This window comes from Duganella aceris (assembly GCF_011090165.1).
In the GTDB taxonomy this organism is placed as follows: domain Bacteria; phylum Pseudomonadota; class Gammaproteobacteria; order Burkholderiales; family Burkholderiaceae_D; genus Rugamonas; species Rugamonas aceris.
This window is the reverse complement of sequence record NZ_JAADJT010000001.1, coordinates 877420-897556: the sequence shown is the minus strand read 5'-3', so window position 1 is coordinate 897556 and position 20137 is coordinate 877420. Positions and strand designations below refer to the sequence as shown.

The window sequence follows — 20137 nt, the reverse complement described above, 5'->3', positions numbered from 1 at the left end:
GCTAGCCGAAAGGATAAATGTTCACACCGCTCACCACACGGTTCACAGTGCCGGACATGCTGGGCGTGTCGGGACGGATCTCCAAGGCAAGAGAATAGAGAAAAGCGAACATTTGTGCAAAGACGATGTACGGCAATGCCAGTTCCAGGTCGCTGGAGGCGGCGGCGTGGTTCAGCAGCAGGTGGTCGCCGTCGGTGGCGCCGCTGTCTTGCGCGCTCAGCGCCAGCACCTGGCCGGCGCGGCCGTCGGCGCGCAGTTCGCGCAGCAGGTCGCTGTCGTAGCGGCGCGTGTAAGGATCGTTGGACATCATCAGCACCACCAGCGTGTCGCTGTCGATGATGGTCTTGGGGCCGTGGCGGAAGCCCAGCGGCGTGTCGAACATCGCCACCACCTTGCCGTCGCTCAGTTCCAGCAGCTTCAGCGCGGCTTCCTGCGCCAGGCCCTTGAGTTCATTGCTGCCCAGGTAGACCACGCGCTTGAAGCGGCGCGCCACCAGCTCGTTGATCAGCGGCAGTCCGCCCACCATCAGGTCGCCGGCAGCTTGTTGCGCCGCCGCCAGCGCCGGGCCGGCGCCGTCGATCACGCCGAACACCAGCGATGCCGTCAGCAGCATCGAAGTGAAGCTGCTGGTCATCGCGAAAGCGCGGTCGTGAGTGGCGTCCGGCAGCACGATGGCGTAGGCGTTGGCCTGGCCCTGGGCATGCTGGTACAACAGGCCGTCGCCGTTGCAGGTGATGATCAGGTGATAGACCTGGCTGACCAGCTGGTCGGCCAGCGCCACGGCGGCCACGCTTTCCGGACTGCTGCCCGAGCGCGCGAACGACACCAGCAAGGTCGGCACCGCCGCTTGCAGGTACTGCGCCGGCGCCGCCACCAGGTCGGTGGTGGCGATGGCTTCGACCCGGCGGCCGAGGCGCTTCAGCAGCGACGGCAGCAGGCAGTCGCCGATGAAAGCCGAGGTGCCGGCGCCGGTCAGGATGATGCGCAGGTCGGCGCGCGCCAGCAGCGGCGTCAGGAAGGCCGACAGCGCCGGGCCTTGCGTGGTCACCAGTTGCGCTACCTCGCCCCAAACCGGGGCCTGGTGGGTGATCTCGCTGGCGGTGAAGGCGCCGCCCCGCTGGTCCAGGATGGTCTTGTCTACGCCTAAAATGTGTTCCGTCATTGTGTGCTCTCCAGGGTCGGCGCGCTGGCGCCGCTCGCATGCATGTATTGACGCAGCACTTTGGCCACGCCTTCGTTCAGGATGTCGCCCGGCAGGTTGCGCAGGCGGCCATCGCGGATGGCCTGATATTGATCGGGCAGGTATTGGCTCAGCAGCGCCAGCGGCGGCACGTCACGTTCCAGGTTGGCGAACAGCGCAGCCTGCGCGCGCTGGATCTCCGGATGCGGCCAGTAGTAGCGCATGCGGTCGCTCAGGCTGTATTGCAGGTCGTAGCGCTCGCGCTCGGCGTCGCAGTAGTACTTGTGCCAATACTCGGGCTGCTGCTTCATCACCGTCAGCACCACGTTCTTGAAGTCGGAGCTGGCGTCCGCGCCCAGCCACTCGCGTTCGATGTCGGCCAGCGCCCACAGGGTTTCGCGCAGCGCGAAGGTGACGCCGGGGCCGACCTTGAGGATGGCGAAGTGGTCGCGCACCAGCGACTTCAGGTTGGCTTCGGTCTGGTAGTCGGTCGAGTGGGCTTCGAACACCAGGCCCTGCTGCGATTCGATGAAGCGGCTCAGTTCGGTGGCGGCGTCGGGCAGATAGTCGATCACCTTGTTGTGGTCGAACTCGACGCCCGGCTGCACCACCAGGCCCACCACCCTGCTCCACGCTTCGTCCAGGCCGGCGGCGGCGAAGGCGGCGCGGTGCACGGCGATGGTGGTTTGCGCGGCGGCGCTGCTGGTCACGGCCAGCGCGTCCAGTTCTTCATGCGCGCCGCCCGGCACCGGCACTTCGGTGCCGACGATGTAGACCGGGGCTTCGCCGCCGGCCTGTCGCCACGCCTGCTCGGCGACGCCGCACAACAGCGCGGCGCGCTCGGCCACGGTGGCGTCCGGCAGCGGCACCGGATCGCCGGCACAGGACATCGAGCAATCGAGGTGGATCTTGCGGAAACCGGCCGTCACATACTGCTCGATCAGCACGGCGGACTTGGCCATCGCCTGCTCGGCCGGTTCGCCTTGCCAGCAATTCGGACCGAGGTGGTCGCCGCCCAGCAGCAGGCGCCGCAGCGGAAAACCGACGTCGGCGGCGATGCTTTCGACGAAGCGGCGGAAATCGGCCGGCGTCATGCCGGTGTAGCCGCCGTCCTGGTTGACCTGGTTGGAGGTGGCTTCGATCAGCACCGGCGCGTCGTTCTCCAGCCCGACCCGCAGCGCCGCTTGCAGCACCAGCGGGTGGGCGGAACACACGGAATAGATACCGACCGGGACGCCGCTCTTGTGGCGTTGCACTAAATCCAGCAACACTTTCATATAACAGACTCCATCTCTAAAAAATTATGCCTGCGCGGCTTCTTCGGGTTGCAGCGCCAGCAGCAGCGCGGCGGCCAGCGACAGGCCGATGCCGAGCAGCTTGGCGCCGCCGGGCAAGGTGGCCGCCATCAGCACCGACAAGATCGTGGTCAGCAGCGGCGCGCCGGCGTTGACCATCGGCGACACCACCAGCGCCTTGCCGTAGCGGAAGGCGTACACCAGCGCCAGCGCGCCCAGCGCGTTGAGCACCTGGGTGGCGGCGGCCAGGTAAGGCCCCTGCCAGCCCATGTTGATCGGCTGCGAAAAATCCGTCATCAGCAAGGCCAGCGGAATGAACAGCAGGCCGGACGCGGTCATGTAAAAGAAGATGCTTTCGGCTTCCATCGTGGCGTTGGCCAGCTTGATGAAATACGCTTGCAGCCCCCACGCCAGCAGCACGCCGATCGCCATCAGGAACCACGGGCCGTAGGAATGCGCGGCCGCGCCCGGGCTGTAGTCGAACAGCGGCAAGGCCAGCACCGCCAGCACGATGCCGGCCATGCCCAGCCGGCCGGTGCGTTCCTTCAGCAGGCAGTACGACAGGCCGATGGTGATCACCGGCGACATCGAGATGATCGGGAAGATCAGATAGCTCGGACCATCCTTGACCGCGTAGAACAGGATCATCTGGCCGCCGGCGCCGAGCACGCCGATCACCAGCCCCAGCACCACCGCGCGGGCGTCGCGTTGCAGGCGCCAGCCGGCGCGGTGCAGCACCAGCAGGGCCGGCGGGATCATGGTCAGCGCCCACACCACGTAGATCAGCGTTTCGGGAAAGCCGTGCTGGCTGGGCAATCCGGCGAACGCGCCCCACACGCCCATCAGCGTGGTTGCCAGCAAGGTGTAAGTGAGCCAGCTTTTCATCAGAACTTGGCGCTCATGCCGACCACCACTGTGCGTCCCCACGACTCGAAACCGTAGGCGGTGTCGGCGCGGCCGAGGGTCGAGCGCATCTTCGCGTCGGACAAGTTCTTGCCCTCGATGAAGACGGTCACGTTCTTGGTGACGTCGTACGAAGCCGAGGCGGTCACCCAGGTGATCTCATCGACCACCGCCGGATAACCGGCCACCACGTTCGACGATTGCGTGTACTTGCCGGTGTAATCGAACGCCACCTGGGCGTTGATGCCGTGCGCTTCGTACAGGAAGGCGATCGACGAGGCCGACGGCGCCACGCCTTCGAGCTGGCCGGTGTAGACGCCGCCCGAATACGCCTTGGTGTTGGTCTTGGTGAACTTGGCGTTGACGCCGAAGCCGTTGTCGAAGAAGTGCTGCGCGCCCAGCTCCATACCCAGCACCTTGGCGGTGTCGCCGTTGACCGGGTGGGTCACGGTGTACAGGTAGCCCGGCACGCCGATGTCGACGTGCTCATCGGTCTGGTAGGTGATGAAGTTCTTGATCTGTTTGGCGAACACGGCGGCGGTCAGCGCCGACTTCGGCTTGTAGTACCACTCGGCCGACAAGTCCTGCTGCTTGGCCTCGGTCGGCTTCAGCTTCGGATCGCCGGCGATGTTGAGGTGGTAGGTGCGGTCCAGCGTGCTGTCGGTGCGGGTCGCGGCCAGCTTGTCGAGCGACGGCCGGGCCATGACCTTGGCCACGGCGGCGCGGACGGTCAGTTGCGGCGTCACCGAATAGGCGATATTGGCCGACGGCAGCAGCTTGGTGTAGGAACCCTCTTCCGTCACCGGCGTCGCGTTGCTGTACTTGACGATCGGGCTGCTGGTGGCGACGTCCGGCGTGGCGTCGACGATCGAGATGATCTGGTTGATCGCGCTCTGCGACTTGGTCTTGGTGTGCACCAGGCGCGCGCCGATATTGCCCGACCATTTGTCGCCCGACAGATCGAGCTGGGCGTAGCCGGACACCGTGTCTTCGGTCACGTGGTAGGAGTTGGTCGGATCCAGCACCGCCGCCAGCTGGGACGAATCGTAGACGCCGGTCTGCACGCCGTTGGCGTCGTACTTCGGCTTGCCGTCGAGCGATTTCAGGCCGGCGAAATAGGCCGGCACGTCGAAGCGGACAAAGCTCATCGGGAAGCTGCCGCCGGAACCGCTCATGTAGTTGGGCACGGTCATGGTGCTGACCACCTTGGCGCCGAACGAGTCGAAGGTGGTGCTGTACTTGCCGCAGTACATGCAGGAACCGCCGGTCTGGTCGTTGCCGATGAAGTTGCGGGTTTTTTCGCGCGAGGTGTTGGCCAGGCCGAAGTTGAGCGCGTCGGCGAACCAGGCGCCGCTCAGCGACCAGCGGCCGTCGACCGATTCGCCGGTGATCTTGTCGTTCACGTCGGTACCGGACAGGCCGGCGTAGTGCGGACCGTAATCCTTGTCGCTCAGGGTGCCGGCGGCGGCGGCCGTGGCCAGGTCGCGGCCGTCCGCCAACGCCACGCGGATGCTCGGCAGGCCGTTGTTGTTGAGGGTGTAGTAGCCGGTGTTGTTGCCGGCGATACCGGCCACCACGTAGGTGTCCTTGCCACCCGAGTTGCGCACCGAGGTCGAACGGTAGGCGTCGCCCACCAGCGTCAGGTCGTCGGTCACGCGCCAGTTGGCCTTGACGCCGAACTGCTTGGTATCGACCACGCGGTTGGAGGTGATATTGGCGATCTCCGGAATCATGTCGGCCACCGTCATGCTGGTGACCACGTGGTCCTTGATCACGACGTCGGACCAGCGTCCTTCGGTGGCTTTGACGTAATAGGCCTGGTTGTAGCCGATCTGCGGCGCGTCGAGGCGGGTCAGCAGGAAGTCGGTGGTCAGGCGGAAGTCGGCCGACGGTTTCCAGTCGAAGGCGCCGGACAGGGCCGCGCGTTCCTTTTGCTCGAACACCGATCCGAAGGCGATACAGCAGACGCCGAGCAGACCGCTCTCGTCGGCCGAAATCTTGCCGTCCTTGTTGGCGTCGAAGCTGCCCGGGCTGTCGGCGTCGAAGGTTTGCGACTGCAGCGAATCGGTGCGCACCGTGCGCTTGGAGTAGACCGCGCCCAGCAACACGCCCATGGTGTTGTTGTTGAAGGTCTGGCTGTAGACGCCGGAGATCTTGCGGCCGTACTTCTCGGACATGTCGTTGTGGTCGGCTTCGGCGCGCAGCGAGGTGTGGGTGCCGGGATAGTCGAGCGGACGGGCGGAACGCAGGTTGACCGAGCCGCCGATACTGCCTTCGATTTGCGACGCCTGCGCCGACTTCATCACGTCGGCGCCGGAGATCACTTCGGACGGCAGGACATCGAAAGCGAAATCGCGGCCGTCGCCGTCGGTGGCGAGGATGCGGTTGTTCAGGGTGACGATGTTGTAGCCGGAGCCGAGGCCGCGCACATTGATGTACTGGCCCTCGCCGCCTTTGGTGCGCGAGATCGAGACGCCGGAGATATGGGCTAGCGAGTCGGCCACGTTATCGTCGGGGAAGCGGCCGAGTTCGGTCGCGGAAATGGAGTCCTGGATGATCGAGGCGTTGCGCTTCAGATCCAGCGATTTCGCCAGCGAGGCGCGGGTGCCGCTCACCACCACGCTTGGCGCGGCGGCGTCGCCGTCCGCTGCGGCCTTGACTTCGTCTTGAGCCCAAGCGCCGTTGCACACCACCATCCCGATGGCCAGCGCCAATGTTGTCTTTTTGAACCTGGTACCGTTTGCGATTCGCATATCTGATCCCGATCTATCGTTATGTCTTTTATTTCAATTTAATGACCCGGAATTGATAGTATTCGACACAATTCGAAATTACAAGAAATCTTCACAGCATTTCGTATTGTGTTGTTTTCGAAAGCAATCGACAGTTATCGAAAGGCGGTAAAACGACAAAAATCACGTTTTGGGAGGAAAAACAGAGGCGGCGAGCCAACTTTATTCGAATTTAAGCTGATTTCGTTTCGAAAGGAAACGAAAGATATAGGTCAAGAAGCCGTGGCCGGCTTCGCCGGACGCGCCGCCAGCTTTTTCAGCATCGCGGGCAGGAAGATGATGAGGGAATCGATCAGGGTGTGGGCGATGATGCAGGCGATCAGGTCGCGTTGCCACAAATACAGCCCGGTCAGCACCGCGCCGCCGAAGAACACCCCGACCAGGTGGCCGAGCGACCAGGCGCTGAGGTGGGCGAACACGAACACCGCCAGCGGGATCGCGGCGGCCAGCCACAGGTTGCCGGTCAGCTCCAGCAGCCGCTCGATCGGATAGCCGCGAAACATGATTTCTTCGGTGATGCCGGCGGTGAGCACGACCACATAGCGGAACCACAGCGGCGTTTGCAGCAAGCGCATCAAGCCCTGCTCGGAGTCCTCTGGGATGGCCTGCTTGCCCGCCCTGCCGGCGGTCCAGATCGACACGACCGACGTGCCCAGGATAAGGCCGCCGAGGGCGAAGCCAATGGCCCAGGCCCAATAATTTCCCCATACGATACCGAGGCTGGACAAAGTCCGCCGCTCCCAGAACAGCACCAGCGCCAGCAACGCCAGGCAAGTGCCCCAGGTGACGCTCAGATGCCGCGACTGATCGATGGCCGCGCGCTTGTCGGCATGCTTGAGAAAGGCGAGCAGCGTGGTCGCACCGAGGGCGATCAGCAGCCCGGCCAGCGAAGCGATGGGGTAATCATTCATGACGCCGATGGTCGCATGCGCTAGTTGATAAATCAACTTTGGTTTGTGGCTTGATATATCGTTAAATTGACTATACTGCCTTTAGATATAGTCGTTTTAATGCGAGGACATATGAGCCAACAAGTGATACATCGTGATCCTGAGATCTACAGCGGTGCAGTCGTTTTTGTTGGCACGCGGGTGCCGCTATCATTCATGTTTGACTACTTAAAAGCAGGCGCATCAATTGAAACTTTCATAGATCACTATCCATCCGTATCTAAGCAAGCAGCGGTTGCAGCATTGGAGATAGCGGGACAACTCGCGGACAAACATGCGCATCTTGTTCGATGAATCGATGCCTGCGCCACTCGCAGCCGATCTGACTAGTCACAGCGTGCGCACAGTCGTGCAATGTGGCTGGGGAGGCACCAATAACGGCCAGTTACTGAAGCTGGCGGCGCAGAGTTTCGATGTGCTTTTTACAGCAGACAGAAATATCCAATACCAACAGAATCTCAATACTCTGCCTGTGGCGGTAGTTGTACTAACCACGCCGGACGGGCTATTGTCGTCATTTCGGCAACTGGTTCCCAAGATACTGGCAACGCTGCCGACCTTGGCGCCTCGAACCTTGATCGAACTCCAGCTTTAATTATGAAGTAGATTGTGCTGATCGCGACCGGGCCGATCACGTTGGCGCGGCTGGCGGTGCTGGCCAGCACGCCCTCCAGATCCGAGCCGATGCTGCCCGACAACGCCGGCGCGACGTTCGCCCCAACGCTCCGAGTTCACGCTTCCCGGCCGAGTCCCCATTGCGCGCCGTATGCGACTCCCGCACCATGAACAAAGTCGTTCATCGCCGCCGCCGCCAAAAATGGCGCCCGTACCCGGTGGGAGCCGAGCTCACCGCCGATCACCGGGCCGATGATGAAGCCGATGCCAAAGCAAGCGCCCAGCTGGCCGTAGCGGCGCGAATGCAGGTCTTCCGGCGTGACGTCGGCGATGTAGGCCGAGGTCGCGGCCATGCTGGTGCCGGTGATGCCGGCGATGGCGCGGCCTAAAAAGAGCAGCGACAGCGATGGCCCGATCGCCATGAACACATAATCGACCACGCTGCCGGCCAGAGACAGCAGCAGCACAACCCGGCGGCCGAAGCGATCGCTGAGCATGCCGAGGATGGCCAAGAACACAAACCGCATCAGCGCGTACAAGCCGGTGAAGGGGCCGAAACGCCAGTGGGACGTTCGAACGGTCGGCAAAGGCTGCCGGGCGGAACAAACGGGTAGGAAAGAAAAATTTACTAGCGGCCGACATAAAAAAAGGCAGCCTCGGCTGCCTTTTTGCTGTGTTGCTTGCTGCGCGCTGATTAGTGCTTTGCGCGGAGTTTGGCGATCGCCGCCAGCTGGCCGATGGCCGCTGCCAGTTCGGCTTGCGCTTTCGCGTAGTCGATACCGGAGGTGTTGTTCGCCAGCGCTTCTTCGGCGCGTTTCTTGGCCGAAGTCGCTTTGGCTTCGTCCAGATCCTTGCCGCGAATCGCGGTATCCGCCAGCACCGTCACAGTACCCGGCTGCACTTCCAGCAGGCCGCCGGCGACGAAGACAAATTCTTCCTCAGCTTGACCTGGTACCTGGATGCGCACCGCGCCCGGACGGATGCGGGTGATCAACGGCGTGTGCTTGGGATAGATCCCCAGCTCGCCCTGCTCGCCCGGCAACGCGACGAATTCGGCTTCGCCCGAGTAGATCAACTCCTCGGCGGAAACCACGTCAACGTGAATAGTGTTTGCCATGTGTGTCCTGTCGGTGTGATGCGGCCCCGTTCGCACGGGACCGCGATCGAAACTCAACGATTAGTTGAGCTTCTTGGCTTTTTCGATGGCTTCTTCGATCGTGCCTACCATATAGAACGCTTGTTCCGGCAGGTGGTCGAGTTCGCCCGACGCGATCATCTTGAAGCCCTTGATCGTGTCTTTCAGCGAAACGTATTTACCCGGCGCGCCGGTAAACACTTCAGCAACGTGGAACGGCTGCGACAGGAAACGCTGCATCTTACGCGCGCGGGCCACCAGCAGTTTGTCTTCCGGCGCCAGTTCGTCCATGCCCAGAATCGCGATGATGTCGCGCAGTTCCTTGTAGCGCTGCAGCGTCATCTGCACGGCACGTGCGGTGTCGTAGTGCTCTTGACCGACGACCAGCGGATCCAGCTGGCGCGAGGTCGAGTCCAGTGGATCGACCGCAGGGTAGATACCCAGCGAGGCGATGTCACGCGACAGAGCGACGGTCGAATCCAGGTGACCGAAGGTGGTTGCAGGCGACGGATCGGTGTAATCATCCGCAGGAACGTAGACGGCCTGGATCGAGGTGATCGAACCGGTCTTGGTCGAGGTGATGCGCTCTTGCAGACGGCCCATCTCTTCGGCCAGCGTCGGCTGGTAACCCACGGCGGAAGGCATACGGCCCAGCAGTGCCGACACTTCGGTACCGGCCAGGGTGAAGCGGTAGATGTTATCCACGAAGAACAGAACGTCCTTGCCTTCGTCACGGAACGATTCCGCCATGGTCAGACCGGTCAGCGCGACGCGCAGACGGTTGCCTGGTGGTTCATTCATCTGGCCGTAGACCATCGCCACTTTGGAGTTCTCTGGATTTTCCAGATCGACCACTTTGGCATCGGCCATCTCGTGGTAGAAGTCGTTACCCTCGCGGGTACGCTCACCCACGCCGGCGAACACGGAAACACCCGAGTGCGCCTTGGCGATGTTGTTGATCAGTTCCATCATGTTCACGGTCTTGCCGACGCCGGCGCCGCCGAACAGGCCGACTTTACCGCCTTTGGCGAACGGGCACACCAGGTCGATCACCTTGATGCCGGTTTCCAGCAGCTCTTGCGATGGCGACAGTTCGTCGTATGCAGGAGGCGCGCGGTGGATCGAGGCGATCTGCTCGTGCGAGACAGGACCGCATTCGTCGATCGGGTTGCCCAGCACGTCCATGATGCGACCCAGGGTCGCTTTGCCCACTGGCACCATGATCGGCTTGCCGGTGTTCTGGATCATCATGCCGCGGCGCAGGCCGTCGGACGAACCCAGAGCAATGGTACGGACCACGCCGTCGCCCAGCTGTTGTTGTACTTCCAAGGTCAGCTCGGAGCCTTCCATTTTCAAGGCATCGAATACCTTAGGCATCGCGTTGCGTGGAAACTCTACGTCCACCACAGCGCCGATACACTGAACGATTTTGCCATCAGCCATGTTCGTTCCTTCTATATAGTTTAATTCGTTTAAACCGCAGCCGCACCGGCGACGATTTCGGAAAGTTCTTTGGTAATCGCAGCTTGGCGGGTTTTGTTGTAGATCAGCTTCAATTCGCCGATCACGCTGCCAGCGTTGTCGCTCGCAGCCTTCATCGCCACCATACGCGCCGATTGCTCGGACGCCAGGTTTTCCGCCACCGACTGGTACACCAGCGCTTCTACATAGCGCTCCAGCAGTTCGTCAATCACGGTCGCAGCGTCCGGCTCGTAGATGTAATCCCAGTTGTGATTACCCGCGTCGGCCTGCGTCTTGGCGGCTGGCAGCGGCAGCAACTGCTCCACCACCGGCTCTTGCTTCATCGTGTTGATAAACCTGGTGTAGCACAGGTAGACTGCGTCGACTTCACCGTTCTGGAACTTTTCCAACATGACCTTGACCGGTCCGATCAGTTTTTCCAGGTGCGGCGTGTCGCCGATCTGCGTTACTTGCGCAACGACAGGGACGCCTACGCGATTCAAAAACCCCAAACCTTTGTTACCGATAGCTACCGCGGCAATCTTGTTGCCGGCTGTTTCCAGCTCACGGGTTTTCGCCGTCACCATGCGCAGCACGTTGGTGTTCATGCCGCCGCACAGACCTTTGTCCGTGGTGACGACGATGAAGCCCACCGCCTTCGCCGTTTCCTTTTGCTCTGTTGCCAGGAACGGGTGGGTGTATTCCGGATTTGCGGTAGCCAGATTAGCGGCGATATTGCGAATCTTCTCACTGTAGGGACGGGCGGCGCGCATGCGATCCTGCGCTTTGCGCATTTTCGATGCGGCGACCATTTCCATCGCCTTGGTGATCTTCTTCGTATTTTCTACGCTCTTGATCTTGCCACGTATCTCTTTGCCTGCTGCCATGAGTCCTTACTCCTTCTGCGCGGAAGGCGACCCGTCAGGATCGCCGTTTCGCTTAATATGCGCCGGATTTCTTGAAGTCGGCAATGGCGGCCGACAGCGTTGCTTCGCCGTCTTTGTCCAGTTGCTTCGATGCTTCAATCTTGGACAGCAGGTCGGCTTGCTTGGTCTTCAGGTAGCCGTGCAGGCCAGCTTCGAACGACAGCACTTGCTTGACCGCGACATCATCCAGGAAGCCCTTGTTCACTGCGAACAGCGAAGCGGCCATCAGCGAGATCGACAGCGGCGAGTACTGCGCCTGCTTCAGCAGTTCGGTGACGCGGGCGCCACGGTCCAGCTGCTTGCGGGTCGATTCGTCCAGGTCCGAAGCGAACTGCGCGAACGCAGCCAGTTCACGGTACTGGGCCAAGTCGGTACGGATACCGCCGGACAGGTTTTTGATGACCTTGGTCTGGGCGGCGCCACCGACGCGCGACACCGAAATACCGGCGTTGATCGCAGGACGGATACCGGCGTTGAACAGCGAGGTTTCCAGGAAGATCTGGCCGTCGGTGATCGAAATCACGTTGGTCGGCACGAAGGCCGACACGTCGCCTGCTTGCGTTTCGATGATCGGCAATGCGGTCAGCGAACCGGTCTTGCCGGTGACGGCGCCGTTGGTGAACTTCTCGACGTAGTCTGCGTTCACGCGGGCTGCGCGTTCCAGCAGGCGGCTGTGCAGGTAGAACACGTCGCCGGGATACGCTTCGCGGCCTGGTGGACGGCGCAGCAGCAGCGAGATTTGACGATAAGCGACGGCTTGCTTCGACAAGTCATCGTAGACGATCAGTGCGTCTTCGCCGCGGTCGCGGAAGTATTCGCCCATGGCGCAACCGGAGTAAGCCGAGATGTACTGCATCGCGGCCGATTCCGACGCGGTGGCGGCGACGACGATGGTGTATTCCATCGCGCCGTGCGCTTCCAGCGAGCGAACGATGTTTTTAATGGTCGAAGCTTTTTGACCGATGGCGACGTAGATACACGTCATGCCCTGGCCTTTTTGGTTGATGATCGCATCAACGGCCACGGCCGATTTACCGGTCTGGCGGTCGCCGATGATCAGCTCGCGCTGGCCACGGCCGATCGGTACCATCGCGTCGATCGATTTCAGGCCGGTCTGCATCGGCTGCGAGACGGACTCACGGGCGATCACGCCTGGAGCGATCTTCTCGATCGGCGAGGTCATTTTCGCGTCGATGGTGCCCTTGCCGTCGATCGGCTGGCCCAGCGCGTTGACCACGCGGCCTTTCAGTTCAGGACCAACAGGCACTTCCAGAATGCGGCCGGTGGTTTTGACCGTGTCGCCTTCGGAGATGTGCTCGTAAGCACCCAGGATCACGGCGCCGACGGAGTCGCGCTCCAGGTTCATCGCCAGGCCGAAGGTGTTACCAGGGAATTCCAGCATTTCGCCTTGCATCACGTCCGACAGGCCGTGGATGCGGACGATACCGTCGGCGACGGAAATAACCGTGCCTTGGTTGCGTACTTCAGCGCCGCCATCAAGGCCTTCGATACGGCTCTTGATCAGCTCGCTGATTTCAGATGGGTTGAGTTGCATACTAACTCCTAAAAGTGTTTCTCTCAGCTTGCGCGAGGGGAAGAATCTGTTCTAAGCGGGTCTGCTTACGCGACCAGTGCAACACGCATTTGCTGCAGCTTGGCGCGGACCGAAGTGTCCAGCACTTCATCGCCAACCACCACGCGCACGCCACCGATCAACGCTGGATCCACGGTCACGACCGGGTTCAGCTTGCGGCCGAATTTCTTTTCCAGCGTCGCGATCAGCTCGCTCACCTGGGCCGAGCTCAGGTCGAAAGCGCTGGTGATGTCGGCGTCTGCCGCACCTTCCACGGCGTTTTTCAACGCCTGGAATTGCGCGCCGATTTCCGGCAGCAGACTGATGCGGCCGTTTTCGACCAGCATCGCCAGGAAGTTTTTCGCTTCCGTGTTCAACGACGATTTCACCAGCGCCGTGATGGCGGCGGTGACATCGGCTGCCGACGCTTTCGGGTTGCGGGCGAATGCTTGCACCTCGGGGTGGGCACCGATCTGGGCCAGTTCGGCCACCAGTTCGGACCACGCCGCGAGGTTGAACGATTCCTTACCTGCTTGGGCTACGCGGAACAAAGCTTCCGCGTAGGGACGGGCGACGGTTGCGTTTTCTGCCATGATTACAGCTCGACAGCCAGGCGCGACAACAGATCGGCGTGGGCCGAGGCGTTGACTTCGCGCTTGAGGATTTGCTCGGCGCCCTTCACAGCCAGGTCAGCCACCTGAGCGCGCAGCGCTTCGCGCGCCTTGGTCAGTTGCTGATCGGCGTCGGCCTTGGCTTGCGCAATGATGCGGTCCGCTTCGGCTTGTGCATTCGCTTTGATTTCTTCGGCGACCAGTTGCGCGCGCTTTTCAGCGTCGGCAACGCGTTGCGAAGCTTCTTCGCGTGCACCTGCCAGCGCTTCGCTGGCGCGCTTTTCAGCGACTACCATCGCTTGCTGACCCTGGTCGGCCGCAGCCAGACCGTCAGCGATACGCTTGGCACGCTCATCCAACGCTGCGTTCAGCGATGGAAATACGAACTTCATCGATACCCAGACCAACACCGCGAAGGTGATCATCTGACCGATGAGAGACATATTGATGTCCATACCTTTGCTCCTAACTAAAAGTTTCTCCTAGGGTGGAGCGGATTACTGAGCAGCGGACAGAACGGCAGCCAGGAATGGGTTGCTGAAGGTGTACAGCAGAGCAACGCCGACGCCGATCATCGAGATCGCATCCAGCAGACCAGCGATAACGAACAGCTTGGTTTGCAGTTGTGGCATCAGTTCTGGTTGACGGGCCGACGCTTCCAGGAATTTGCCGCCCAGAATTGCGAAACCGAGTGCGGTGCCGATAGCGGCCAGACCGATGATGATTGCTGCGGCCAGAACGGTCATGCTTTGTACTTGTGCGATCAGAGCTTGCATTGAAATTTCTCCTAAGATTTTAAAAAAGACTACAGATACTAAAAAGGTAAAACAGAATGTTGCTTAATGCTTCTCAACCGCGAGGCTCAGATACACCACAGTCAACGCCATAAACACAAACGCTTGCAGGGTCACCACCAGGATGTGGAAGATAACCCAAGGACCACCCAGCAGCCACTGCGCCCACCATGGCAGCAGAGCGATCAGAATGAACAGCAGCTCGCCGGCGTACATATTGCCGAAGAGTCGCAGCGACAGCGACAGTGGCTTGGCCAGCAGCTCGATCATCTGGAAGATGAAGTTGACCGGCGCCAGCACGATGGCCATGAAGCCATGCGCGTGGAACGGGGCGGTCAGCAGCTCTTTACCCCAGCCGCCGAGACCCTTGGCTTTGATCGAGAAACCGATAATGCACAGCATGACGCCGAACGACATGCCGAAAGTGTGGTTGACGTCGGCGGTCGGCACGACGCGCAGCTTGTGCACGCCGGCGTAGCCGAGCAGCTTCGGCAGCAGGTCGACCGGCAGGAAGTCCATCGCGTTCATCAGCCAAACCCAGCAGAAGATGGTGATCGCCAGCGGCGCGATGACCTTGCTCTTGGCGTGGAAGGCGGAGTTGACCACCTCGTTGACCAGTTCCATCACGGCTTCGACGAAGTTTTGCAGCTTGCCCGGGACGCCGGCGGTGGCGCGGCGCGACGCCATATAGAACACGCCGAGGAAAATCAGGCCCAGAATGGCCGAAACCCAGAACGTGTCCAGGTTGTAGGCGCCATCCGCGCTTTTCAGGTGGGACAGGTGATGCTGAATATACTCAATTGAGGTCGGCGCATCGTGGTGCGCTCCTGCAGCGTTTTCTGTGGTCATAAAAGTATTAGATTTTGGTGATTAAATTGCGAGCAGTGAAAACCAGTAAGCCAAGGTTGCCACCGCGAAACCCAAGATCAGCCATAACCAAGAGGCCGACTGAAACAGCGCCAGTGCCAGAATAAACAGCACTACCGTGATAAATATTTTCACTACTTCGGCGCGTACATGCGACCGGAAAGCTTTTTTCGCGTCATTTGTTCCGCCCGCAACAATCATCGCGTACATCAGACTCCCGATGACTGCGATTGCTCCGCCATAGGCGGCCGACCAAGCTTTGAGACCTCCACCCCAGTTCCAGGCGAGCAAGGCGAATCCAGTTGCGATGGCTAACTGGAGGGCGACGACTTTGAAAATCGGCTTGGAAATACTCGTCGAATCACTCATCTGGCGAGGCTCCCAAAATGCCGATAAACCTAAAGACGCGTGATTATATGTGTCTTTCATGTATCGCGTCAAACATGCTGCACCGCAGCAGAGCATTCGTGTGCGCGAAAGAGACGCTTTTACAAACATTTCAGCGCGCTTTGCACCAACTTGAGGCGAGTTAAGCGTTTTCCGTTTTGTTAAGTAATACTTAACAAAACGGTGGGCCTCATTTAGTTTTATGCGCGCAGACGGGCCAGCACGCCGTCGAGGATATCCAGGTCGGCGAAGTCGATGATCATTTGACCACGGCCCTTGGCGCCCATCTTGAATACCACCGGCGTCGCCAGCGCGTCGGACAATTCTTCCTCCAGGCGCTGGATGTCGCCGGATTTTTCCTTCTGGCGTGCTTCGACCGGCGCCGCCTTTTGTTCTTCCAGCGTGCGCGCAACCAGTTTCTCGGTTTCGCGGACCGACAAACGCTTGGCGACCACGGTGTTGGCGAGGTTGATCTGGCTGGCGGCATCGACCGACAACAGCGCACGGGCGTGACCCATGTCGATATCTCCAGCCATCAGCATGGTTTGCACCGGATTCGCCAGGTTCATCAAACGCAACAGATTGGATACCGCGCTGCGCGAACGGCCGACCGCGTTGGCCGCCTGTTCGTGGGTGAAACTGAAATCGGTGATCAGGCGATGGATGCCCTGCGCCTCCTCCAGCGGATTCAGATCCTCGCGCTGCATGTTCTCGATCAGCGCCATCGCGGCGGCGGCCTGGTCGTCGACGTCGCGTACCAGCACCGGCAACACTTCCAGCCCGGCCAGCTGCGCCGCGCGGAAGCGGCGTTCGCCGGCGATGATCTCGTACTTGACCGAACCGGTCAGCTTGTCGGTGCCGACCGGCCGCACCAGGATCGGTTGCATGATGCCCTGGGTCTTGATCGACGCCGCCAGTTCCTGCAATCCGCCCTCGTCCATGCGGGTACGCGGTTGATACTTGCCTGCCTGCATTTGCGTGACCGGCAGCTGGGACGGCGTGTTGGCGTCCGGGGTGTTCATGTCGCCATCGCCGCCGAGCAGCGCGTCCAGGCCGCGACCGAGACCTTTGAGTTTTTTAGTTGCCATGATTGTGATGCCTTACATTTTCTTGATGCGCTTGACCATCTCGGCGCCGAAGGCGATGTACGCCTGCGCGCCCTTGGAGGACGGATCGAATGTGACGCCCGGCAAGCCGTACGACGGCGCTTCGGCCAGACGCACGTTGCGCGGGATGATGGTCTTGAAGACCTTGTCGCCGAAGTGCTGCTCCAGCTGGGCCGACACCTGCTGCGACAAGGTCATGCGCGGATCGAACATCACGCGCAGCAGACCGATGATCTTCAGATCGGGGTTGAGGTTGGCGTGCACCTTCTTGATGGTGTTGACCAGGTCGGACAGCCCTTCCAGCGCGTAGTACTCGCACTGCATCGGAATGATGACGCCGTGCGCGGCGCACAGGCCGTTCAAGGTCAGCATCGACAAGGCCGGCGGGCAGTCGATCAGGATGAAGTCGTAGTCCTTGTCGACCAATGCCAACGCATCCTTGAGGCGGCGCTCGCGGTTGTCCAGTTCCACCATCTCGACTTCGGCGCCGGCCAGCTCGCGGTTGGACGGCAGCACGTCGAACTGACCGGGCTCCGAACGCTGGCGCGCGGTGGCGACGTCGGACGAGCCGAGCAAGACCTCATAGGTCGATGCCGGCAGTCCCGCCTTGTTGATGCCCGCCCCCATCGTGGCGTTGCCCTGAGGGTCGAGGTCGACCAGCAATACGCGCTGGTTCAGCTTTGCCAATCCGGCGGCCAGGTTGACCGTCGTGGTGGTCTTGCCTACGCCACCCTTTTGATTCGCTACGCAAAAAATTTTCGCCATGTATTTTTTTAGTTGTACTGCTTAATTATTTATACTATTAAAACGATATAAACGATTTATATAGTTTATACGGAATAAACTGTATATTTCATTTATATCGTATAAATCGTTTATACCGATTCTGCTTTAATGAAAACCAGGTGACGCTCCGCATCCAGTCCCGGTACCTCCAAAGGCTCCAGTTTCTGCACTTTCCATGGCTCTGGGAGTCGCTCGCGCTCCTCCGCCGGCGCCGTCCCTTTCAAGGCGATGAATTGCCCGCCCTCGGCCAAAACGTGTCCCGACCAGTTGACGAAGTCGGAAAGGTCGGCAAAAGCGCGCGAGGTGATGACGTCGAATTTCGTCTTCACTTCCAGCTGCTCCACCCGCTTGGTGTACACCGTGACGTTGGCCAATTCCAGCTCCGCCTTCACCTGGTTCAAAAACGCGGTCTTCTTGTGCACCGTGTCGATCATCGACACTTTCATGTCCGGCCGGCTGATCGCCAGCACCATGCCCGGCAATCCACCCCCTGCTCCCACGTCCAGCACGTTCTTCGCATCCTTGAATGCGGGAACGGCCGCCAGCGAGTCCAGCACGTGCAGCGTTACCATCTGCATCGGATCGCGCACCGATGTCAGGTTGTACACCGAGTTCCACTTGTTCAGCAGCGCCAAGTAGTCCAGCAGCTTTTCCACCTGGCCGTCGTTCAGGTCCAGTTTCAGGTCTTTGATGCCTTGTTTTAAAACATCCGCAATCACTACACGGTCAAACACCTTCATTGAACAGCCTCGTCTTTTTCATTCACAAATCCACCGAAACCGGCTTTCTTCAGGTGCACCAACAGCAGCGAGATCGCCGCCGGCGTCACGCCGGAAATGCGCGACGCCTGACCCAGGGTCTCCGGACGCTGCGCGTGCAGTTTCTGCCGCACTTCCACCGACAGCGCGGTGATGTCCAGGTAGTTGAAACCTTCCGGCAATTTCAGGTTTTCGTAGTGCTCGTGGCGCTCGACTTCCTTGGTCTGGCGGTCGATATAACCCGAATATTTGAGCTGGATTTCCACCTGTTCGCGCACTGCTTCATCGGTCACGCCGGGACCGGCCAGCTCGCGGCCGTCGATGCCGGACAGGCTCATCAGCTTGTCGTAATCGACGCCGGGACGCGCCAGCAGGTTGGCCAGCGAATACTCGCGCTCGATGGCCTGGCCGATCACGCGCTCGGATTCGGCCGCTTCCAGGATGCGTGGATTGACCCACGTGGAGCGCAGACGCTCCAGTTCCAGCGCCACCGCCTCGCGTTTGGTCTCGAACGCCTGCCACTGAGCATCGCCAACCACGCCCAGTTTGCGGCCGATTTCGGTCAGGCGCATGTCCGCGTTGTCTTCACGCAGGCTGAGGCGATACTCGGCACGGCTGGTGAACATGCGGTACGGCTCCAGCACGCCCTGCGTGACCAGATCGTCAACCAGCACGCCCAAATATGCCTCGGACCGGGCCGGCGTCCACGACTCGCGGCCCTGGGTTTGCAGCGCCGCGTTGATACCGGCCAGCATGCCCTGCGCCGCCGCCTCCTCGTAGCCGGTGGTGCCGTTGATCTGGCCGGCGAAGTACAGGCCGCTCACAGCCTTGGTTTCCAGCGATGCTTTCAGACCGCGCGGGTCGAAATAATCGTATTCGATGGCGTAGCCCGGACGCAGGATGTGGGCGTTTTCCATGCCCTTCATCGAGCGCACCAGCTCGATCTGCACGTCGAACGGCAGGCTGGTCGAGATGCCGTTTGGATAGAACTCGTTGGTGGTCAAGCCTTCCGGCTCCAGGAAAATCTGGTGCGATTCCTTGGCCGAGAAGCGATGGATCTTGTCCTCGATCGACGGGCAATAGCGCGGGCCGACGCCTTCGATCACGCCGGTGTACATCGGGCTGCGGTCCAGCCCGGCACGAATAATGTCGTGGGTCTTGGTGTTGGTGTGCGTGACCCAGCACGGCATCTGCGCTGGGTGCATGGCCGCGTTGCCCATCACCGAGAACACCGGCACTGGATCGAGGTCGCCCGGCTGCTCGGTCATCAGCGAGAAATCGATGCTGCGGCCGTCGATGCGCGGTGGCGTGCCGGTCTTCAGGCGGCCCTGTGGCAGCTTCAGTTCCTTCAGGCGCGCCGACAATGAGATCGCAGGAGGATCGCCGGCGCGGCCGGCCGAGTAGTTCTGCAGGCCGACGTGGATCTTACCGTCGAGGAAAGTGCCGGCGGTCAGCACCACGGCCGGTGCCAGGAACTTCAGACCGATCTGGGTGACGGCGCCGACCACGCGGTCGCCCTCCACCATCAGGTCGTCAACGGCCTGCTGGAACAGCCACAGGTTGGGCTGGTTTTCCAGGCGCGAACGGATCGCCTGCTTGTACAGGATGCGGTCTGCCTGGGCACGGGTGGCGCGCACGGCCGGGCCTTTGGACGAGTTCAAGATGCGGAACTGGATGCCGGATTCATCGGTGGCGATGGCCATGGCGCCGCCCATGGCGTCGACTTCCTTGACCAGATGGCCTTTGCCGATGCCACCGATGGAGGGGTTGCACGACATCTGGCCCAGCGTCTCAATGTTATGCGTTAGCAGCAAAGTCTTCTGGCCCATGCGGGCGGAAGCGAGGGCAGCCTCGGTGCCGGCGTGACCACCGCCGACAACGATGACGTCGAAATTAGTTGGAAATAACATGATTGGAATGGTTTAAAGCGAAGGGATCAAGGTCAGATTATAGAGTCTTTTTACAGCTGCGACTTTTTTAAGCAAAAAATAATCCGCG

Annotated in this window: 21 protein-coding genes; 2 read left to right on the top strand and 19 right to left on the bottom strand. The window is 60.8% G+C overall.

Annotated features, from left to right (window positions below; genetic code table 11):
- Position 1 precedes the first annotated feature (1 nt).
- From GW587_RS03980 to GW587_RS03960, 5 genes are all read right to left on the bottom strand, one after another.
- Positions 2-1162, bottom strand: a complete 1161-nt coding sequence (locus GW587_RS03980; RefSeq protein WP_166098749.1) for an SIS domain-containing protein — start codon at positions 1160-1162, stop codon at positions 2-4.
- Entirely contained in the window at positions 1159-2457 is a 1299-nt protein-coding gene (locus GW587_RS03975) for a D-tagatose-bisphosphate aldolase, class II, non-catalytic subunit (protein WP_166098748.1), read from the bottom strand. Before GW587_RS03975 ends, GW587_RS03980 begins: the two co-directional genes overlap by 4 nt.
- A 24-nt stretch (positions 2458-2481) precedes the next feature.
- Positions 2482-3360: a DMT family transporter gene (locus GW587_RS03970; RefSeq protein ID WP_166098746.1), complete on the bottom strand. Its 879-nt coding sequence runs from the start codon at positions 3358-3360 to the stop codon at positions 2482-2484.
- Complete coding sequence (locus GW587_RS03965) at positions 3360-6131, bottom strand: TonB-dependent receptor (RefSeq protein WP_166098743.1); 2772 nt, start codon at positions 6129-6131, stop codon at positions 3360-3362. Before GW587_RS03965 ends, GW587_RS03970 begins: the two co-directional genes overlap by 1 nt.
- A gap of 251 nt (positions 6132-6382) precedes the next feature.
- Positions 6383-7081, bottom strand: a complete 699-nt coding sequence (locus GW587_RS03960; protein ID WP_166098741.1) for a CPBP family intramembrane glutamic endopeptidase — start codon at positions 7079-7081, stop codon at positions 6383-6385.
- Positions 7082-7192: 111 nt separating this feature from the next.
- On the opposite strand from GW587_RS03960, the gene GW587_RS03955 reads away from it, so the two are divergent.
- Both GW587_RS03955 and GW587_RS03950 read left to right on the top strand, forming a co-directional pair.
- Positions 7193-7414: a DUF433 domain-containing protein gene (locus tag GW587_RS03955; RefSeq protein WP_207393318.1), complete on the top strand. Its 222-nt coding sequence runs from the start codon at positions 7193-7195 to the stop codon at positions 7412-7414.
- A complete protein-coding gene (locus tag GW587_RS03950) occupies positions 7395-7715 on the top strand; it encodes a DUF5615 family PIN-like protein (protein WP_166098739.1) in 321 nt (106 codons plus the stop codon). The genes GW587_RS03955 and GW587_RS03950 overlap by 20 nt, the downstream gene beginning before the upstream one ends.
- 136 nt (positions 7716-7851) lie before the next feature.
- On the opposite strand, the gene GW587_RS03945 is transcribed toward GW587_RS03950, so the two are convergent.
- The 14 genes from GW587_RS03945 to mnmG all read right to left on the bottom strand — a co-directional run bounded on the left by GW587_RS03945 (position 7852) and on the right by mnmG (position 20049).
- Positions 7852-8322: an MFS transporter gene (locus tag GW587_RS03945; protein WP_166098737.1), complete on the bottom strand. Its 471-nt coding sequence runs from the start codon at positions 8320-8322 to the stop codon at positions 7852-7854.
- A 107-nt stretch (positions 8323-8429) separates the two neighbouring features.
- Positions 8430-8852 carry a F0F1 ATP synthase subunit epsilon gene (locus GW587_RS03940; protein WP_166098735.1) on the bottom strand — a complete coding sequence of 141 codons (423 nt, stop codon included), beginning with the start codon at positions 8850-8852 and terminating at the stop codon, positions 8430-8432.
- 60 nt (positions 8853-8912) lie between these two features.
- The gene (atpD, locus tag GW587_RS03935) at positions 8913-10313 is read right to left on the bottom strand and encodes a F0F1 ATP synthase subunit beta (protein ID WP_166098732.1); all 1401 of its coding nucleotides are present in this window, start codon (positions 10311-10313) and stop codon (positions 8913-8915) included.
- Positions 10314-10342: 29 nt separating this feature from the next.
- The gene (gene atpG / locus GW587_RS03930) at positions 10343-11218 is read right to left on the bottom strand and encodes a F0F1 ATP synthase subunit gamma (RefSeq protein ID WP_166098730.1); all 876 of its coding nucleotides are present in this window, start codon (positions 11216-11218) and stop codon (positions 10343-10345) included.
- A 52-nt stretch (positions 11219-11270) separates the two neighbouring features.
- A complete protein-coding gene (gene atpA, locus GW587_RS03925) occupies positions 11271-12812 on the bottom strand; it encodes a F0F1 ATP synthase subunit alpha (protein WP_166098727.1) in 1542 nt (513 codons plus the stop codon).
- 65 nt (positions 12813-12877) lie between these two features.
- Complete coding sequence (locus GW587_RS03920) at positions 12878-13423, bottom strand: F0F1 ATP synthase subunit delta (protein WP_166098725.1); 546 nt, start codon at positions 13421-13423, stop codon at positions 12878-12880.
- Positions 13424-13425: 2 nt separating this feature from the next.
- The gene (locus GW587_RS03915) at positions 13426-13896 is read right to left on the bottom strand and encodes a F0F1 ATP synthase subunit B (protein WP_166098723.1); all 471 of its coding nucleotides are present in this window, start codon (positions 13894-13896) and stop codon (positions 13426-13428) included.
- Between the two features lie 42 nt (positions 13897-13938).
- Entirely contained in the window at positions 13939-14217 is a 279-nt protein-coding gene (gene atpE, locus GW587_RS03910; RefSeq protein ID WP_135200866.1) for a F0F1 ATP synthase subunit C, read from the bottom strand.
- 63 nt (positions 14218-14280) lie between these two features.
- Positions 14281-15084 (bottom strand): F0F1 ATP synthase subunit A, encoded by an 804-nt coding sequence (gene atpB, locus GW587_RS03905; protein WP_166098721.1) that lies wholly within the window; start codon positions 15082-15084, stop codon positions 14281-14283.
- A gap of 21 nt (positions 15085-15105) precedes the next feature.
- Entirely contained in the window at positions 15106-15471 is a 366-nt protein-coding gene (locus GW587_RS03900) for an ATP synthase subunit I (RefSeq protein WP_166098718.1), read from the bottom strand.
- Between the two features lie 218 nt (positions 15472-15689).
- Positions 15690-16577: a ParB/RepB/Spo0J family partition protein gene (locus GW587_RS03895; RefSeq protein WP_166098716.1), complete on the bottom strand. Its 888-nt coding sequence runs from the start codon at positions 16575-16577 to the stop codon at positions 15690-15692.
- Positions 16578-16589: 12 nt separating this feature from the next.
- Positions 16590-17360, bottom strand: a complete 771-nt coding sequence (locus tag GW587_RS03890) for a ParA family protein (RefSeq protein WP_166098714.1) — start codon at positions 17358-17360, stop codon at positions 16590-16592.
- A 110-nt stretch (positions 17361-17470) separates the two neighbouring features.
- The gene (gene rsmG, locus GW587_RS03885) at positions 17471-18121 is read right to left on the bottom strand and encodes a 16S rRNA (guanine(527)-N(7))-methyltransferase RsmG (protein WP_166098712.1); all 651 of its coding nucleotides are present in this window, start codon (positions 18119-18121) and stop codon (positions 17471-17473) included.
- A complete protein-coding gene (mnmG, locus tag GW587_RS03880; RefSeq protein WP_166098709.1) occupies positions 18118-20049 on the bottom strand; it encodes a tRNA uridine-5-carboxymethylaminomethyl(34) synthesis enzyme MnmG in 1932 nt (643 codons plus the stop codon). Before mnmG ends, rsmG begins: the two co-directional genes overlap by 4 nt.
- Positions 20050-20137 lie beyond the last annotated feature (88 nt).

Bases quoted from the DNA above. Each gene is read 5' to 3' on its own strand.
- GW587_RS03980 (WP_166098749.1), bottom strand. From the start codon at position 1,162: ATGACGGAACACATTTTAGGCGTAGACAAGACCATCCTGGACCAGCGG.
- GW587_RS03975 (WP_166098748.1), bottom strand. From the start codon at position 2,457: ATGAAAGTGTTGCTGGATTTAGTGCAACGCCACAAGAGCGGCGTCCCG.
- GW587_RS03970 (WP_166098746.1), bottom strand. From the start codon at position 3,360: ATGAAAAGCTGGCTCACTTACACCTTGCTGGCAACCACGCTGATGGGC.
- GW587_RS03965 (WP_166098743.1), bottom strand. From the start codon at position 6,131: ATGCGAATCGCAAACGGTACCAGGTTCAAAAAGACAACATTGGCGCTG.
- GW587_RS03960 (WP_166098741.1), bottom strand. From the start codon at position 7,081: ATGAATGATTACCCCATCGCTTCGCTGGCCGGGCTGCTGATCGCCCTC.
- GW587_RS03955 (WP_207393318.1), top strand. From the start codon at position 7,193: ATGAGCCAACAAGTGATACATCGTGATCCTGAGATCTACAGCGGTGCA.
- GW587_RS03950 (WP_166098739.1), top strand. From the start codon at position 7,395: ATGCGCATCTTGTTCGATGAATCGATGCCTGCGCCACTCGCAGCCGAT.
- GW587_RS03940 (WP_166098735.1), bottom strand. From the start codon at position 8,852: ATGGCAAACACTATTCACGTTGACGTGGTTTCCGCCGAGGAGTTGATC.
- atpD (WP_166098732.1), bottom strand. From the start codon at position 10,313: ATGGCTGATGGCAAAATCGTTCAGTGTATCGGCGCTGTGGTGGACGTA.
- atpG (WP_166098730.1), bottom strand. From the start codon at position 11,218: ATGGCAGCAGGCAAAGAGATACGTGGCAAGATCAAGAGCGTAGAAAAT.
- atpA (WP_166098727.1), bottom strand. From the start codon at position 12,812: ATGCAACTCAACCCATCTGAAATCAGCGAGCTGATCAAGAGCCGTATC.
- GW587_RS03920 (WP_166098725.1), bottom strand. From the start codon at position 13,423: ATGGCAGAAAACGCAACCGTCGCCCGTCCCTACGCGGAAGCTTTGTTC.
- GW587_RS03915 (WP_166098723.1), bottom strand. From the start codon at position 13,896: ATGGACATCAATATGTCTCTCATCGGTCAGATGATCACCTTCGCGGTG.
- atpE (WP_135200866.1), bottom strand. From the start codon at position 14,217: ATGCAAGCTCTGATCGCACAAGTACAAAGCATGACCGTTCTGGCCGCA.
- atpB (WP_166098721.1), bottom strand. From the start codon at position 15,084: ATGACCACAGAAAACGCTGCAGGAGCGCACCACGATGCGCCGACCTCA.
- GW587_RS03900 (WP_166098718.1), bottom strand. From the start codon at position 15,471: ATGAGTGATTCGACGAGTATTTCCAAGCCGATTTTCAAAGTCGTCGCC.
- GW587_RS03895 (WP_166098716.1), bottom strand. From the start codon at position 16,577: ATGGCAACTAAAAAACTCAAAGGTCTCGGTCGCGGCCTGGACGCGCTG.
- GW587_RS03890 (WP_166098714.1), bottom strand. From the start codon at position 17,360: ATGGCGAAAATTTTTTGCGTAGCGAATCAAAAGGGTGGCGTAGGCAAG.
- rsmG (WP_166098712.1), bottom strand. From the start codon at position 18,121: ATGAAGGTGTTTGACCGTGTAGTGATTGCGGATGTTTTAAAACAAGGC.
- mnmG (WP_166098709.1), bottom strand. From the start codon at position 20,049: ATGTTATTTCCAACTAATTTCGACGTCATCGTTGTCGGCGGTGGTCAC.